The sequence below is a fragment of the Streptomyces sp. NPDC030222 genome (genome assembly GCF_055573115.1).
In genome coordinates, this window is record NZ_JBVICA010000028.1 from 13,341 (window position 1) to 28,825 (window position 15,485).

At 73.2% G+C, this 15,485-nt stretch carries 12 protein-coding genes; 6 read left to right on the forward strand and 6 right to left on the reverse strand.

Translation table 11 applies throughout. The annotated features are described in order from the left end of the window. Nucleotides 1-56: 56 nt before the first annotated feature. Both ACZ4Z5_RS29930 and ACZ4Z5_RS29935 read left to right on the forward strand, forming a co-directional pair. Nucleotides 57-1,295 (forward strand): hypothetical protein, encoded by a 1,239-nt coding sequence (locus ACZ4Z5_RS29930; RefSeq protein WP_468268591.1) that lies wholly within the window; start codon nt 57-59, stop codon nt 1,293-1,295. Between the two features lie 47 nt (nt 1,296-1,342). After that, complete coding sequence (locus ACZ4Z5_RS29935) at nt 1,343-2,458, forward strand: mandelate racemase/muconate lactonizing enzyme family protein (RefSeq protein ID WP_468268594.1); 1,116 nt, start codon at nt 1,343-1,345, stop codon at nt 2,456-2,458. A 25-nt stretch (nt 2,459-2,483) separates the two neighbouring features. Here the strand turns inward: ACZ4Z5_RS29935 and ACZ4Z5_RS29940 are convergent, their stop codons facing one another. Together ACZ4Z5_RS29940 and ACZ4Z5_RS29945 are read right to left on the reverse strand one after the other, a co-directional pair. Next, nucleotides 2,484-3,353 carry a sulfurtransferase gene (locus tag ACZ4Z5_RS29940; protein ID WP_468268597.1) on the reverse strand — a complete coding sequence of 290 codons (870 nt, stop codon included), beginning with the start codon at nt 3,351-3,353 and terminating at the stop codon, nt 2,484-2,486. Between the two features lie 229 nt (nt 3,354-3,582). Continuing rightward, nucleotides 3,583-3,966, reverse strand: coding sequence for a VOC family protein (locus ACZ4Z5_RS29945; protein ID WP_468268600.1), 384 nt, complete (start codon nt 3,964-3,966; stop codon nt 3,583-3,585). A gap of 57 nt (nt 3,967-4,023) precedes the next feature. On the opposite strand from ACZ4Z5_RS29945, the gene ACZ4Z5_RS29950 reads away from it, so the two are divergent. From ACZ4Z5_RS29950 to ACZ4Z5_RS29960, 3 genes are all read left to right on the forward strand, one after another. Further along, entirely contained in the window at nt 4,024-4,641 is a 618-nt protein-coding gene (locus ACZ4Z5_RS29950; protein WP_468268603.1) for a nucleoside/nucleotide kinase family protein, read from the forward strand. Nucleotides 4,642-4,763: 122 nt separating this feature from the next. Beyond that, a complete protein-coding gene (locus ACZ4Z5_RS29955; RefSeq protein ID WP_468268605.1) occupies nt 4,764-5,732 on the forward strand; it encodes a hypothetical protein in 969 nt (322 codons plus the stop codon). A gap of 193 nt (nt 5,733-5,925) precedes the next feature. Then, nucleotides 5,926-7,065 (forward strand): M24 family metallopeptidase, encoded by a 1,140-nt coding sequence (locus tag ACZ4Z5_RS29960; protein ID WP_468268608.1) that lies wholly within the window; start codon nt 5,926-5,928, stop codon nt 7,063-7,065. 67 nt (nt 7,066-7,132) lie between these two features. Here ACZ4Z5_RS29960 and treZ read toward each other — a convergent pair whose 3' ends face one another. Next, entirely contained in the window at nt 7,133-8,890 is a 1,758-nt protein-coding gene (gene treZ / locus ACZ4Z5_RS29965) for a malto-oligosyltrehalose trehalohydrolase (protein ID WP_468268611.1), read from the reverse strand. A gap of 278 nt (nt 8,891-9,168) precedes the next feature. Here treZ and ACZ4Z5_RS29970 point away from each other — a divergent pair, with 278 nt between their 5' ends. Next, entirely contained in the window at nt 9,169-9,717 is a 549-nt protein-coding gene (locus tag ACZ4Z5_RS29970) for a DUF1707 and FHA domain-containing protein (RefSeq protein ID WP_468268614.1), read from the forward strand. On the opposite strand, the gene ACZ4Z5_RS29975 is transcribed toward ACZ4Z5_RS29970, so the two are convergent. The 3 genes from ACZ4Z5_RS29975 to glgX all read right to left on the reverse strand — a co-directional run bounded on the left by ACZ4Z5_RS29975 (nt 9,677) and on the right by glgX (nt 15,193). Further along, a complete protein-coding gene (locus ACZ4Z5_RS29975; RefSeq protein ID WP_468268617.1) occupies nt 9,677-10,465 on the reverse strand; it encodes a hypothetical protein in 789 nt (262 codons plus the stop codon). The two genes, ACZ4Z5_RS29970 and ACZ4Z5_RS29975, sit on opposite strands and share 41 nt — an antisense overlap. A gap of 170 nt (nt 10,466-10,635) precedes the next feature. After that, nucleotides 10,636-12,978, reverse strand: a complete 2,343-nt coding sequence (gene treY, locus ACZ4Z5_RS29980) for a malto-oligosyltrehalose synthase (protein WP_468268620.1) — start codon at nt 12,976-12,978, stop codon at nt 10,636-10,638. A 91-nt stretch (nt 12,979-13,069) separates the two neighbouring features. Continuing rightward, the gene (gene glgX, locus ACZ4Z5_RS29985; RefSeq protein ID WP_468268623.1) at nt 13,070-15,193 is read right to left on the reverse strand and encodes a glycogen debranching protein GlgX; all 2,124 of its coding nucleotides are present in this window, start codon (nt 15,191-15,193) and stop codon (nt 13,070-13,072) included. Between the last annotated feature and the right edge of the window lie 292 nt (nt 15,194-15,485).

Below are 15,485 nucleotides of genomic sequence, written 5' to 3' on the forward strand. Positions count from 1 at the left end.
AGCATCCCCGGTGGCATCCCGGTGGCATCCCGGCAGCGAGGAACGGAGACCGGCCGATGGCCCTCACGGTCGGCGTGATAGGCCCCGAAGACCTGGTGGACCGGGTGGTCGCGGTCGCCGGGCCCAACGCCTCGGCCCAACTGCTCGCCCTGCCGTACGGGCACGAGGACGACACGCCCGACGTGGTGCGCGAGGCCGGGTCCCGGGTCGACGCGTTCCTGTTCACGGGAGTCGTCCCGCACGCGATCGCCACCGAGGCCGGACTGCTGGACCGGCCCGCCATGTACGTCCCGTACAGCGGGGCCACCCTGCTGCGGGCGCTCGTCGAACTGCTCCGGCTCGGCCACGACGTGTCGAGGATCTCCATCGACACCATGAGCCGTGCCGAAGTACTGGAGACCCTCATGGAGGCCAAGCTCCCGACCGAGCACGTGCAGGTCATGCCGTACGCGCCGGGGGTGACCTCGGAGGACCTGGTGGACTTCCACCTCGCGGCCCGTGACCGGCACCAGGCCCGGGTCGCCCTCACCTGCCTCGGCTCCGCCTACCACCAGCTGGAACACCACACCCAGGCGGTCCGGCTCGCCCCCTCCAAGCACTCCATACGCGCAACCCTGCACGCGCTGGAGCTCGCCGCGATCGGGGCGCTCAGCGGGGACGCGCAGGTCGCGCTCGGCATCATCGACCTGCCCGCCTCCGACGAGGAACTGGCTGCCGACCTCGCCGTGCTGGGCGGCTGCCTGGCGGGCCTGCCCGACGGGCGGCGCCTGGCGGTCACCACCCGCGGCACCCTGGAGAAGGCCACCGACCAGTTCACCCGGCTGCCCTTCCTCGACGAACTCGCCGCCCGGCACGACACCGCGCACGTCGGGTTCGGGCTGGGCCGCACCGCCGCGGAGGCAGAGGCGCTCGCGCGCCGCGCCGTCAACCGCGCCCGGGCCGTCGGGCCGGTCGCCGGCGTGGTGTCGATGACCGACGACATCGACATCGTCATCGCTCCGGACGACGAGGACGGCATACCCGGCCGGTCCGTTGCCGGAACCGGCAACGGACTGCTGCTGGCCCGGCGAGTCGGCCTCAACGCCCAGACCCTCGACCGGCTCCGCGAGCTCGCCGACACCGCCGCCGACCACGGCATCACCGCACACCTGGTCGCCGAGCACCTCGCCGTGCAGCAGCGCACCGCCCGGCGCATCCTCAAGCGGCTGGAACGCGCCGGTGTCGCCGTCCCCATGGGCAGCCGTCAGGAGGGCCGGACCGGCCGTCCGCCCATCGTCTACCGCGTACGCCTCTAGACGGCCCGGGGCCTTACGGCCGGGGCCGTAAACCGAAGGAGCCTCGCTTGAAGATCGACTCGATCCGCAGTCACGTCGTCAAGGCCCCTTACCGCCGCCCGTTCGTCATCAGCAGCGGCGCCAGCCCCGAACTCGTCAGCCTGGTCGTCGAGGTGCGCACCACCGACGGCACCGTCGGGTACGGCGAGGTCTCGCCGATGACCGCCTACACCGGCGAGACCCTCGCCGGGATCCGGTCGGCGCTCGCCGAGCACCTCGCGCCCGTGCTGGTCGCCCGCGACCCGCGGGACATCGCCGGCGCCCACGCGGTCATGGACGCGGCGATCCGCGGGCAGCGGCTCGCCAAGGCCGCCCTGGACCTGGCGCTGTACGACGTGGCGGGACTGTCCTCGGGCTGGCCGGTGCACCTGCTGCTGGGCGGGTGCGTACGGGCCGAGGTGCCGACCGCCTGGGTGGTCGGCCTCGGCACCCGTGAGCAGATGGCAGAGGAGGCGGCCGAGTACGCCCGGCGGGGCTTCGTCCACATCAAGGTCAAGGGCGGCGAGGACCCCGACAAGGACGTCGAACTCGTCCGCGCGGTACGGGCGTCCGTACCGGCAGGGGTGGAGCTCTCACTCGACGCGAACGAGGGGTACGACCCGTCGACCGCGGCCGGGGCCGTCGGGCGGCTCGCCGACGCCGGACTCGACCTGATCGAACAGCCCCTGCCCCGCTGGGACCTCGACGGCCTCGCGGCGCTGCGCGGGCGGGGCGGGCCGAGGGTGATGGCCGACGAGAGCGTGCACTCGCTGCACGACGCGCTGGAGATCGTCCGTCGGGGCGCCGCCGACGTCCTCAACATCAAGATCCTCAAGGTGGGCGGCCTGTACCGGGCCCGTCAGATCGCGGCGCTCGCCGAGGCGGCCGGCCTGGCGGTCAAGATCGGCACCATGCCGGAGCTGGGCGTCGCCACCCTGGCCGCCGCGCACCTGGTCGCGGCGCTCCCCAACGCGACCGTACCGGCGGACCTCGTGGGCCCGCTCCTCGTCGACGCGGAACCCCTGGCGCCCACGTCCTTCGCCACGGCGTCCGCGACGGGCCGGGTGACCGTCCCGACCATGCCCGGCCTGGGCCACGACCTGCCGTCGACGGGCTACCCGTGGACCGGGGAGGGAGAGGGCTGAGTCCGGCGGCCGGCAGTCACGACCTTCATCGCAGTGGGCCGCCGCTGTCCGGGCCCGTCACCACCGGAAGGTCCGACGGGAGTCCCCATTCGCTCCAGGATCCGTCGTAGACGGACAGGCCGCGGTGGCCCGCCAGGTGGGCGCCCAGCGCCAGCACGCAGGCGGTGACGCCCGATCCGCAGCTGAACACCAGCGTCTCCCGGTCTCCGGCCAGGGCGGAGAAGACGGCACGGAGCTCCGGCACCGGGCGCATCCGTCCCTCGTTCTGGAGCTCGCCGAAGGGCAGGTTCACCGCCCCGGGCATATGGCCGCCGCGCAGTCCGGGGCGGGGCTCGGGGGCCGTGCCGGCGAACCGTTCCCGGGAGCGGGCGTCGAGGACGGCCACGGCCGGGTCGGCGAGGGCCGCGGCGACCTCGCCCTTGCCGACGAGCAGCCCCGGGCGGGGGCGTGCGGTGAAACCGCCGGGCCGGGGGGCGGCCGAGGGACCGTCGTTCCGCACCGGCAGCCCGGCGGCCTCCCACGCCAGCAGTCCGCCGTCGAGCACAGCGGCCCGGTCGAAGCCCATGGCCCGCAGCATCCACCAGGCACGGGCACTGGAGTAGACGCCCGCTCCGTCGTACACGACGACCGTGCTGTCGTCGTCGACGCCCAGGGCGCGGACCGCCTCGGTGAACGCCGCGGCGCCGGGCATGGTGTGGGGCAACGGCCCCGAGTGGTCGGACAGCGCACCGTCGATGTCGAAGGCCCGAGCCCCGGGGATCACCCGTTCCGCGCCGCGGTGGGCGCCCACCGAAGCGTCGAGCACCACCAGGCCGGGCGCGCCCAGCCGGGGCGCGAGCCAGTGGGGGCCGACCGTCGGGCCGGGCAGGGGGCCGATCGGTTCCGGCGAGCTCACGCGTTCCTCCTCGGTCGCTCCGATTCGGCGGACCGCCGGGATACGGATCGTCGCGGACCTATCAAATGACCCGGCCGCCGTCGACGACCGGGCCGTGCCGGACGCCGCCGACGCGGTTCGCCGCGGCGCACACAAGATCGCAGCGGTCCGCGCCGGCTGTCAACGCCGCGACGAGGTGCCGGTGGGCCGAGGGCGAGGACCGCCCCGGACGGCGGCGGCCCGCGGGTCGTCACGCGGGCTGGAGCAGGTCCCAGCGGTTGCCGTACAGGTCCTCGAAGACCGCCACCGTGCCGTACGGCTCGTGCCTGGGGTCCTCCAGGAAGGTGACGCCCGCGGCCTTCATCCGGGCGTGGTCGCGGGCGAAGTCGCCGGTGTGCAGGAAGAAGCCGACCCGGCCGCCGGTCTGCGCGCCGATGCTCGCCCGCTGGGTCCCGTCCGCGGCGCGGGCCAGCAGCAGTGCCGCGGCGCCGCCGGGCGGACGGACCACGACCCAGCGGGAGCCGTCTCCCCGGTCGGTGTCCTCGGCCAGCTCGAACCCGAGCGCACCGGTGTAGAAGGCGATGGCCTCGTCGTAGTCGTGAACGACGAGGGTGACCAGGGCGATATGGGACATGCCCCTCACGTTATACGTACAACGCCAACGGGGCAACGCGATGCGACAATGCCCGCCATGGACCACCAGCCGCTGCTCGACCGTGCCCGCCGGCTCGCCGAACCCGGCCGGCGCCGGATCCTCGGGATCGCCGGACCGCCGGGCGCCGGGAAGTCCACCCTGGCCGAACGGCTGGTCGCGGGACTCGACGGGCTCGCCGTCCTCGTGCCCATGGACGGCTTCCACCTCGCGGGCGCGGAACTGGCCCGGCTGGGCCGGGCCCAACGCAAGGGCGCCCCCGACACCTTCGACGCGGCCGGGTACGCCGCGCTCCTCACCCGGCTCCGCACCCCCGAGCCCGCCACGGTCGTCTACGCCCCCGCCTTCGACCGTTCCCTGGAGGAACCGGTCGCGGGCAGCGTGCCCGTACCGCCGGACGTGCCGCTGGTGGTCACCGAAGGGAACTACCTGCTGCACGACGAGGGGCCCTGGGCGCCCGTGCGCACTCTCCTCGACGAGGTCTGGTTCCTGGACCTCGACCCCGCCGTACGGATCCCCAGGCTCGTGGACCGCCACGTCCGCCACGGCAAACCCCGCCGGGTCGCCGAACGCTGGGTCCACGACTCGGACGAACGCAATGCCCGCCTGATCGCGCCGGGCCGCGCCCGCGCCGACCTGGTGGTCGCCGGTGAGTAGGACGGCGCGACCGCGCCGACCCGAGTGACGCGGACTCCGGCGCCGCGTCCCCGCACCACCCGCGGTGATCGCCGGGTGGGTACTCTCGGAAGTCCACGACGCGCGAACGGAAGGCTGCTGAAGTGGGGATATTCCGGCGCCGGCCGAAGCGGGACGGAAGCGATGCGCCGAGGGACCCGGAGTTCGCGTACCTCTCGGTGGACGAGGCCGCGCGGTTCCGCAGACTCGTCCGCGAGGCCTTCGCCGAGCTGGGCCTGGAGGTGACGGTCTACTCCGACTCCGTGTCGGACAGCGCCGGCCGTCAGTTCGGCCTCGGCAACCTCGCCGCGATCTGTCACCACGACCGCCGCGGGCCACGTGCCTGGCCCGAGCTGATCCGGCACCACGTGGGACTGGTGGTGCGTGCCATGGACGCGCCGTCCGCCCTGGACACCCTCCCGCCCGAGCAGATCAGGGAGCAGCTGTACCCCCGGGTGATCAGCGGCAGCGGAATGGACCGCGACACCTTCGGCTACGCCAGGGACCTCGCCCCCGGGCTGTACGAGATCCTCGCCCTCGACCTCCCCGAGAGCGTCATGATGCTCACCGACGAGGCGCTGGAGCCGCTCGGCCGGGTCGCCGATCTGCGTGCCAGGGCGTTGAGCAATCTGGCGCGGCTGCCCGTCGAGGGGCACGAGACGGTCTCCGGCGACGGCGGCCTCACGTTCGAGGTGGTCGTCGGCGACTCCTTCTACACCGCGAGCCGCGTGCTCGCCCTCGAGGCGCTGGTACGGCACGTCACCGGACGCGAACTCACCGCGGACGGCGCACTGGTGGCGTTGCCCTTCCGTCACCAGCTGGCGTTCCACGCAATCCGGGACACCGGGGTGATCCCCAGTCTGAACGCCATGGCGGCCTTCGCCGCCTCCGGGTTCCGGGACGCGCCCGGGGCCATCAGCCCGTACGTGTACTGGTGGCGGAACGGCGAACTGACGCAGCTCACCGAACTGGACGAGGAGGGACTGCGGATCCTCGTGGGCGAGGACTTCCAGGAGCTGCTGGAGCGCCTGGTCGGGGAGCAGGAAGGCGACGAGGGCCCCGGCAGCGAGTGACCGGCCGGGCCGGCTACGGCGGGGACCGTCGACGGAGCGGGCGGACGGGCGGACGGGCGGACCGACCGAACGGATGTGTGTACATGCCGAACGGACGTAACGAAGGGCCGGGCCAGGCGGACCGCCCCGGGCAGTCCGGCCGGACGGGCCGGCCGAACAGCCCGAGCAGCGACACGACATGGCAGGAGGACCCATGGCAGACGACGTATCCGCCGCCCCCGTACCGGCGCGGTTCACCGCGGACGACTACCGCGCCCGGATGGCCCGTGCGGCAGGGGCCGCCGCCGACGCGGGCCTCACCGGACTGCTCGTCGCCCCCGGACCCGACATGGCCTACTTCACCGGCCACCTCCCCCCGGAGACCGAACGCCTCACGCTGCTGGTGCTCGTACCGGGCCGCGAACCGGTCATGGTCGTCCCGGCCCTGGAGGCGGCGGACGCCGAGGGCTCCCCGGGCGGCCCGGCGCTGACCCTGCGCGACTGGACCGACGGCAAGGACCCGTACGCCGTCACCGCCCCGCTCCTCGACCCGGCCGGCCGGTACGGGGTCAGCGACAACGGCTGGGCGATGCATCTGCTCGGTCTCCAGCAGGCCCTGCCCGGCACCTCGTACGCGGCGCTCACCACGGCCCTGCCGATGCTGCGTGCGGTGAAGGACAAGCGGGAGCTGGAACGCCTGGCGGCGGCCGGCGCGGCGGCCGACGCGGCGTACGAGGAGATCCTCAAGGTCCGCTTCTCCGGCCGCACGGAGTCCGAGGTGGCCGCGGAGCTGGCCGGGCTGCTCACCCGTTTCGGGCATTCGCAGGTCGACTTCACCATCGTCGGCTCCGGGCCCAACGGCGCCGACCCGCACCACGAGGCCGGCGACCGGACGATCGAGCGGGGCGACATGGTCGTGCTGGACTTCGGCGGCCTCAAGGACGGCTACGGCTCGGACACCTCCCGGACCGTCCACGTCGGAGAGCCCACGGCCGAGGAACAGCACGTGCACGACGTGGTGCGCGCCGCCCAGCAGGCGGGCTGCGACGCCGTGCGTCCGGGAGCGGCCTGCCAGGACGTGGACCGGGCGGCCCGGGCGGTCATCGAGTCCGCCGGGTACGGCGAGCGCTTCATCCACCGCACCGGCCACGGCATCGGCGTCACCACCCATGAACCGCCCTACATGGTCGAGGGGGAGGAACAGCCGCTGGTCCCGGGCATGTGCTTCTCCGTGGAGCCGGGCATCTACCTGCCGGGCCGGTTCGGGGTGCGGATCGAGGACATCGTGACCGTGACCGGGAGCGGGGGACGCCGCCTCAACAACACGTCCCGGGAGCTGGCCGTCGTGGAGTAGGCCCGCCTCCGCCGGTCCCGCGTGCACCGCGCGGCACGACTGCCGGGCGGTGCACGCGGGGGACGTGTCACTCGCCGAGCACCGCGCACGACTCGGGCGGCAGCCGCAGCATCCCGTCCGGGCCCGGGGCATCGACGGGCTCCCAGGCCGCGAGGACCCGGCCGCCCGCGCCGAGCCGCACCTCCGCGGGCTCCGTGTTCGGATTGACCACGATCCTGGTGTCGCCGCGGCGGACGGCCAGCCAGCGGGCCCGTGCGTCGTACGCGACCTTCACCGCCGTCAGGTCCGGGTCGGTCAGGTCGGGCCTGGAGCGGCGCAGCCCGATGAGCGTCCGGTGCCAGTCGAGCAGCCGGGCGTGCGGTTCCCGGTCCGGCTCGGACCAGTCCAGGCAGGAACGCAGCCGGGTGGCCGGGTCCTGCGGGTCGGGCACCTCCTCCTCGGCCCAGCCGTGCGCCGCGAACTCCCGGCGCCGGCCGCTGCGCACGGCTTCCGCCAGACCGGGGTCGGTGTGGTCGGTGAAGTACTGCCAGGGGGTGCCGGCCCCCCACTCCTCGCCCATGAACAGCATGGGGGTGAACGGGCCGGTCAGCACGAGCGCGGCCGCGCACGCCAGCAGCCCGGGGGAGAGGGCGGCGGCGAGCCGGTCGCCGACGGCCCGGTTGCCGACCTGGTCGTGGGTCTGGGCGTAGCCGAGGAAGCGCGTCGCGGGCGTGGTCGCCCGGTCCACGGGCCGGCCGTGGGTGCGGCCGCGGAACGCGGAGTAGGTCCCGTCGTGGAGGAAGACGCCCGTGAGGGTCTTGGCGAGGGCGGCGAACGGGTCGCGGGCGAAGTCCGCGTAGTAGCCCTGCGCCTCACCGGTGAGGGCGGTGTGCAGCGCGTGGTGGAAGTCGTCGTTCCACTGTGCGTGGAGGCCGAGGCCGCCGCGGTCGCGCGGGGTCGTCGTGCGCGGGTCGCACCGGTCGGACTCGGCGATCAGGAACAGCGGCCGGCCGAGGGTTTCCGCGAGGTCGTCCACGGCCGCGGACAGTTCCTCCAGGAACGTCAGCGCGCGGGTGTCGGCCAGTGCGTGGACCGCGTCTAGGCGCAGCCCGTCGAGCCGGTAGTCGCGCAGCCAGGCCAGGGCGCTGTCCCGGAAGTACGCCCGGACCTCGTCCGAGCCCGGGGCGTCGAGATTGACGGCGGTGCCCCACGGGGTGGGGTGGGTGTCGGTGAAGTATGGGCCGTAGGCGGGCAGATGGTTGCCGGACGGACCGAGATGGTTGTGCACGACGTCCAGGACCACGCCGAGTCCCTGTTCGTGCGCGGCGTCGACGAACCGTTTCAGGCCGTCAGGTCCGCCGTACGGCTCGTGCACCGCCCAGGGCGCGACACCGTCGTAACCCCAGCCGTGCGTGCCGGGGAAGGGGCACACCGGCATCAGCTCCACATGGGTGACGCCCAGCCCGGCCAGGTGCGGCAGCCGCTCGGCGGCCGCGTCGAAGGTCCCCTCCCGGGTGTACGTACCGATGTGCAGCTCGTAGAGCACCGCGCCCGGCAGTCCGCGGCCCGGCCACGGGTGCCGCCACGCGAAGGCGGAGTGGTCGACGACTGCGCTCGGGCCGTCCGGGCCGTCCGGCAGCCGGAGCGAGCGGGGATCGGGCAGCGCGGGGCCGTCGTCGAGCACGAAACGGTAGCGTGCGCCGTCCTCCGCCGGGACGTCGGCGGTCCACCAGCCGGCCCGTTCCGGATCACGCGCCAGCGCATGCGTGACGGCCGGGGAGTGCAGGGCCGGCTCCGGCCGCAGCGCGACCTTCCCGGCGTCCGGTGCCCACACCTCGAAAAGCAACGGCGGTCCCCTCGTCGAAACGTGTCGGGCCCGGCCGGTCCTGCGGCCGGGACCCCAGCCTGGCACCCATCCTCCGCCGGAGGCGGACCATCCGCCGCGGAACCGCCGATGTCCCCGCCGGCGTCGAAGGATTCCGGGGGTGACCAGTGGTTCCGTGGGCCGCTCCTGCCCTTCTCGAAGCCGGTTGTGATCGCACGGGTGTCCGGAGGTCCGTATATGATCTTGTATGTCCGCGCTCTTCTGGACACTCCCCGTCCCCCGGCCCGACAATCACCACTGTGACGTCCTCCTACGAGTCCCACACGTATCCCGCCCGGCTGTCCGACGCCGAACGCGACCGTGTGCTCGGGGTGCTCAGGGAGGGCGCGGCGCAGGGCAAGCTGTCGCACGACACCTTCCTGCGGCGCATGGAACTGGCCCTGACCGCCCGCCGGTCCGACGAGCTGGCCGCGCTCACCGTCGACCTGGAGACCGATCGCAGCTGGTCACGGGCGCTGTTCCGGGCCGTCCGCGGTGCGTCCTCCTTCACCGTGCGGCTGCGGCGCGCCTGGCAGACGGAGCGGCTCCCGAGACTGCTGCTGCCCACGCCCGCCCTCGGCGCGCTGCGGATAGGCCGCGACCCGGGCAACGGGCTGCGGCTCAGCCATGAGACGGTCTCCCGGGTGCACGCAGAACTGAGCCACCAGGGCGGCGTCTGGGTCCTGCGCGACCTCGGTTCCACCAACGGCACCTGTGTGAACGGACGGCGGGTCACCGGCGCGGTCGTCGTCCAGGACGGCGACCAGGTCAGCTTCGGCCGGATGAGCTTCCGGCTCGCGGCGCAGTGAGACCGGGCGCCCCGCCATCGGGCGCCCCATTCCCGGCGGTTCCGGTCCCGGCGGTCCCGGTCCCGGACGCTCCGGCCCCCGGCACCGCGCTCCGGGACGCCTCGCTCTCGGGCTCGGCGAACGGCCCCGGATTCCAGGTGAGTTCCCGGGTGAGCTCGTCCGCGTGCCCCTTCGGCACCCGGGAACACGGCGCGTAGACGTCGACGAAGAGCGCGTTCCGGTGGCTGTTCCACCGCGCGTCGAGCTTGTCGCCGCTCGCCGGGTGCTCGACGCGGAAGCCCAGCTCGACGAAGTCGGTGCCCCGCCGGTCGCCCTCGTCGGTGAGCTTCCAGCCCTCCGACAGCAGGCGTGCACGCAGCCGCCGCAGTGCGGGGCCGGCGGTACGCTCCGGGACCTCCACCACGCCCCAGGAGTGACCCAGGCTGACGACCCCGGGCTCCGGCCGGTCCCAGTTGGTGATGTAGCGCAGGCCGCGTGTGTAGCACGAGTGGCTCAGCTCGAGGGAGTTGCGGTCCATGACCGTCGGCTGCGGCAGCCCGAGCGTGTCGTAGGCCTCACGGGAGTGTCCCTCGACACGTGCCGCCGCTGCGTCGGGGTCGGCCACTCCGTACGGCTCGCCGTACCAGACACGCCAGACGAACAGGACGAGGAGGAGCGACACCCCGGCGAACAGGCAGAGCGCCACGACACGCCCCACGGACTTCACCCGTCGCCGACCCGGTGCGATGCTCTGCTGGTTTCCGAACATGATCACGAAGGTAGGCGGCGGCCCGCCGGGGCGACCGAGTAGCCGTACTCAGCAACGGCACGGCGATGTGCTCAATCGCCGCTCCCGACGCCGCCGTCGCTTCGTCCGGTTGTCCCGTCAGCCCGATGCCGATCCGATGCCGTCACCGTCCGGCCGTCCGGCCCGCAACCTCAGACGTCGGCCCTGCTCAGCAGCGCCACGGGCCGGATCGCGAAGAGCTCCGCCGCGGTCACCGCGGTACCGCCCCGGAACTCCCGGCCGGGCGCCAGCACATCGGCCCAGCGGCCCTCGGGCAGTTCCAGCTCCGTGTCGTCCCAGCCGCCCGCCCGGGCCAGCCTGAGGGGCAGACGGGTCACGGCGGTGACGACCTCCTCCGAGCGGCAGTACGCCACCAGATGGTGCGCCGCCCGGCCGCGGGCCGCCAGCGGCCGGTACGAGTCGTGTGCCGAGAACGCGCCGGGGCGCTCCCGGCGCAGCAGCAGGGCCGCCCTGATGAGGGCCGTGCGTTCGTCGGGGTGTTCCAGGCGCTCCGAGTCGCAGCGGAACGGACGGCGGTTGTCCGGGTCCACGAGTGCGTGGAAGGGCAGTTCGGTGCCCTGGTAGAGGTCGGGGACGCCCGGCATGGTCAGCTGGACCAGTACCGCGCCGAGCGCCGTGGCCCGGACGAACGGGGCCAGTTCGCGCCGGAGCGCGGCGACCGCCCGCCCGGCGGTGCCCGCGAGCCCCGCAGTGACGAAATCGGTCAGGGCCCGCTCGTAGGCGGGGTCGGGCTCGGTCCAGGCGGTGTGCAGTCCGGCTTCCCGTTCGGCCTTCAGGACGGCGGCCGTGAGTCGCTCCGGTTCCGTGACGCCGAAGCCCAGTGCCGTCTGCCAGACCGTCCACTGGACCCGCCGGTCCACGGCGTCGGCCGCCACCTCGTCGAGGAGCCCGGCCCAGCGTTCCGGGCACTCGGACAGCACCGCCACCCCGGCCCGCACATCGGCGCTGCGCTTGGTGTCATGGGTGCTCAGGACCGTGCCGGTGGCGGGCCAGTCCCGGGAGAGCCGGGACGCGAAGCCGTGGAAGGCCTCCGGTTCCACGGCGGGCCGGGCCGGATCGCCCCCGACCTCGTTGGCGGAGAGCAGCGGCACGTACCGGTAGAAGGCCATGTCCTCGACCGACTTCGCGCGCAGCGCGGACGCGGTCTGGGCGAAGCGGGCGCGGAAGGCGAGCCGGTCCGGTCCGTCGCCCGGTGCGCCCAGGGCCAGGCCGCGCACCACGTCCACGGCGTCGGCCTCCTCCGGCACGTCGAACGAGGCCCGGGCCTCCGCCGCCGCCTCCGGGGTGAGCGCGGCCTCCGGTCCGGGGCCGCCGCCGGGGGTGGGCGGGTAGGGACGGTAGACCGGGATCCGGACCATCAGTTCCCGCACGGCCGCCCGCAGCGCCCAGGGGGAGTGGTCGCGCAGGGCGGGGTCGGCGGCGCAGATGCGGCGGGCGGTGCGGACCAGGAAGGCGGTCTCGGAGGCGAGGTCGTGGTCGAGGACGTGATGGGCGGCGCGCCGGGCGGTGGTCTCCCAGTCCCCGCCGAGCGCCGGATCCGCTCCGGTGAACTCCCGGTAGTGGCCGAGGAGTCGGGCCGCCCCCGCAGGGTCGGTGAACAGTCCGTCGATGTGCCGGAGCGCGTCATAGCCGGTGGTGCCGGCGACGGGCCAGTCGGAGGGGAGCCGTTCGTCGCCGGTGAGGATCTTCTCGACGACCGTCCAGCGCCCGCCCGTGGCACCGGCCAGCCGCCGCAGATACGTCCCGGGGTCGGCGAGCCCGTCCGGGTGGTCGATCCGCAGCCCGTCCACCACACCGTCCCGGACGAGTTCCAGCACCTTGCCGTGGGTCGCGAGGAACACCTCCGGCTCCTCCACCCGCACCCCGATGAGGTCGGAGATGGTGAAGAAGCGCCGGTAGTTCAGCTCGGTGCGGGCCAGCCGCCACCAGCAGAGCCGGTACCACTGGGCGTCCAGCAGCCGGGGCAGCTCCAGCCGTGCGGTGCCCTCCCGCAGCGGGAACTCGTGGTCGCCGTACCGGAGGACCTTCCCCTCGACGGTGAGCCGGTCCAGTTCGTCGCCGATCCGGCCGGCCAGGACCGGCAGCAGCACCTTGCCGCCGCCGGCGTCCCAGTCGATGTCGAACCAGCGCGCGTACGGGGACGCGGGCCCCTCCCGCAGGACCTCCCAGAACGCGCGGTTGTGGCGGGGAGCGGCCGCCATGTGGTTCGGGACGATGTCCAGGACCAGCCCGAGGCCGTGCGCACGGGCCGTGCCGGCCAGTCGGCGCAGTCCCTCCTCGCCGCCCAGCTCGGGCCGCACCACGGTGTGGTCGGTCACGTCGTAGCCGTGCCCGGACCCGGGGACGGACTCCAGCACCGGTGACAGGTGCAGATGGGAGACCCCGAGAGCGGCCAGGTACGGAACCGCCCGCTCGACGGCGGAGAACGGGAAGCCGGGCTGGAGCTGGATCCGGTAGGTCGCGTTGGGAGTCATGCGAACGTACGTACCCGCGGATCGCCGTTCTCTGTCACCCGGCAACGCGGGCGGGGGCCGTCCGGCGTACCGGCCCGGCCGGGGCGCCGGCTCACGCCGGCCGGCGCAGCACGGTCAGGCTGCGCGCGACCAGGGTGAGCCGGTCGCCCGCGTCGACTTTGACGCCCTGGCCCGGCGGGACGCCCTCCGGGCAGCCGGTGTCGACGACGATCTGCCACTGTTTCCCGTGGTTCGAGGGCACCATGAAGTCCAGCTCCTCGGCGCTGGCGTTGAACATCAGGAGGAAGGAGTCGTCCGAGATCCGCTCGCCGCGCGGTCCCGGCTCCGAGATCGCGTTGCCGTTGAGGAACACCGACAGCGCCCGCGCGTGCGCTGCCTGCCAGTTGCGCTGGGTCATCTCCTCGCCCTCGGGGGTGAACCAGGCGATGTCCGCGAGCTCGTCATGGGTGTCCTGCACCGGCCCGCCGTGGAAGAAGCGCCGCCGCCGGAACACCGGATGGTCGCGGCGCAGCCACACCATCGTCCGGGTGAACTCGAGGAGACTGCCCTCCTCGCCCTCGGTGCCCGGTTCCGGCCAGTGCACCCAGGAGGTCTCGTTGTCCTGGCAGTAGGCGTTGTTGTTGCCGCGCTGGCTGCGGGCGAACTCGTCGCCGTGACTGAGCATGGGGACGCCCTGCGACAGCATCAGGGTGGCGATGAAGTTGCGCATCTGGCGGGCGCGCAGCTCCAGGATCTCCGGGTCGTCGGTGTCCCCCTCGACGCCGCAGTTCCAGGACCGGTTGTGGTTCTCGCCGTCGCGGTTGCCCTCGGCGTTCGCCTCGTTGTGCTTCTCGTTGTACGACACCAGGTCGTGCAGCGTGAAGCCGTCGTGGCAGGTGGCGAAGTTGATGGATGCGATGGGCCGGCGCCCGTCGTCCTGGTACAGGTCCGACGAGCCGGTGAGCCGGGACGCGAACTCGGCCAGGGTGCGGGGCTGGCCCCGCCACAGATCGCGGACGGTGTCCCGGTACTTGCCGTTCCACTCCGTCCACAGCGGCGGGAAGTTCCCCACCTGGTAGCCGCCCTCGCCCAGGTCCCACGGCTCGGCGATCAGTTTGACCTGGCTGACCACGGGGTCCTGCTGTACCAGGTCGAAGAACGACGACAGCCGGTCCACCTCGTGGAACTGCCGCGCCAGGGTCGCCGCGAGGTCGAAGCGGAAGCCGTCGACGTGCATCTCGGTGACCCAGTAGCGCAGCGAGTCCATGATCAGCTGGAGGACGTGCGGGGACCGCATCAGCAGCGAGTTCCCGGTGCCGGTGGTGTCCGTGTAGTACCGGGGGTCGTCGGCGAGCCGGTAGTACGAGGCGTTGTCCAGTCCGCGGAAGGACAGTGTGGGGCCCAGGTGGTTGCCCTCCGCGGTGTGGTTGTAGACCACGTCGAGGATGACCTCGATGCCGGCCTGGTGCAGGGCGCGCACGGCCGACTTGAACTCCAGCACCTGCTGGCCGCGGTCGCCCCAGGAGGCGTACGCGTTGTGCGGGGCGAAGAAGCCGATCGTGTTGTAGCCCCAGTAGTTGGCGAGTCCCGCGTCGGAGAGCCGGTGGTCGTTGACGAACTGGTGCACCGGCATCAGCTCGATCGCCGTCACGCCCAGCTCGGTCAGATGCCCGATGATCGCCGGGTGCGCCAGCCCCGCGTAGGTGCCCCGCAGCTCCTCGGGGAGGGCGGGGTGCAGCATGGTCAGGCCCTTCACATGGGCCTCGTAGATCACCGTGCGGTGGTAGTCGGTCCGCGGCGGTCGGTCGTCCCCCCAGTCGAAGTAGGGATTGACGACGACCGAGGTCATGCAGTGCGGGGCGGAGTCGAGGTCGTTGCGGGACTCCGGTCTCCCGAAGTGGTAGCCGAAGACCGCCTCGCCCCAGTTCATCTTTCCGCTGATCGCACGTGCGTACGGATCGAGCAGCAGTTTCGCGGAATTGCACCGGTGCCCGCGCTCCGGGGCGTACGGGCCGTGGACCCGGAAGCCGTACCGCTGACCGGGCATCACACCCGGCAGATAGGCATGCCGGACGAACGCGTCGGTCTCCCGCAGCTCGACCGCGGTCTCGGAGCCGTCGTCGTGCAGCAGACACAGCTCGATACGGTGCGCGGCCTCCGAGAAGACCGCGAAATTGGTGCCGGCGCCGTCGTAGCTGGCGCCGAGGGGATATGCCTGTCCCGGCCAGACCTGCATAGGCAAGACTCTTCCATCCCGATCCGGGTGCGGTGGCCACTTCCGCCAGATCTTCCCCGAAAAGCGCGCAACCACCTAGGACTTCGGCCCCTCCTACCGGGTGACCGCGAAAGGGAGGGCGGATCGTGCGCGGCACAGTGCGCCGCCACCTGGGGTAGGTGGTGGCCGGTACGGCCATCGCAGTGACGCGGACGGCCGCGATGATCGGGGTCACTCTGCCGGGTGAAGCGGGGCCGACGACGGGCCGGCAGGACGACGAGCCGCAGGGAACGCGGCGGGCGTCGCGGACGGA

Excerpts from the sequence above, each read along its gene's own strand:
- treY (WP_468268620.1), bottom strand. The coding sequence starts at position 12,978 with ATGACTCCCAACGCGACCTACCGGATCCAGCTCCAGCCCGGCTTCCCG.
- ACZ4Z5_RS29930 (WP_468268591.1), top strand. The coding sequence starts at position 57 with ATGGCCCTCACGGTCGGCGTGATAGGCCCCGAAGACCTGGTGGACCGG.
- ACZ4Z5_RS29975 (WP_468268617.1), bottom strand. The coding sequence starts at position 10,465 with ATGTTCGGAAACCAGCAGAGCATCGCACCGGGTCGGCGACGGGTGAAG.
- ACZ4Z5_RS29960 (WP_468268608.1), top strand. The coding sequence starts at position 5,926 with ATGGCAGACGACGTATCCGCCGCCCCCGTACCGGCGCGGTTCACCGCG.
- ACZ4Z5_RS29945 (WP_468268600.1), bottom strand. The coding sequence starts at position 3,966 with ATGTCCCATATCGCCCTGGTCACCCTCGTCGTTCACGACTACGACGAG.
- ACZ4Z5_RS29950 (WP_468268603.1), top strand. The coding sequence starts at position 4,024 with ATGGACCACCAGCCGCTGCTCGACCGTGCCCGCCGGCTCGCCGAACCC.
- glgX (WP_468268623.1), bottom strand. The coding sequence starts at position 15,193 with ATGCAGGTCTGGCCGGGACAGGCATATCCCCTCGGCGCCAGCTACGAC.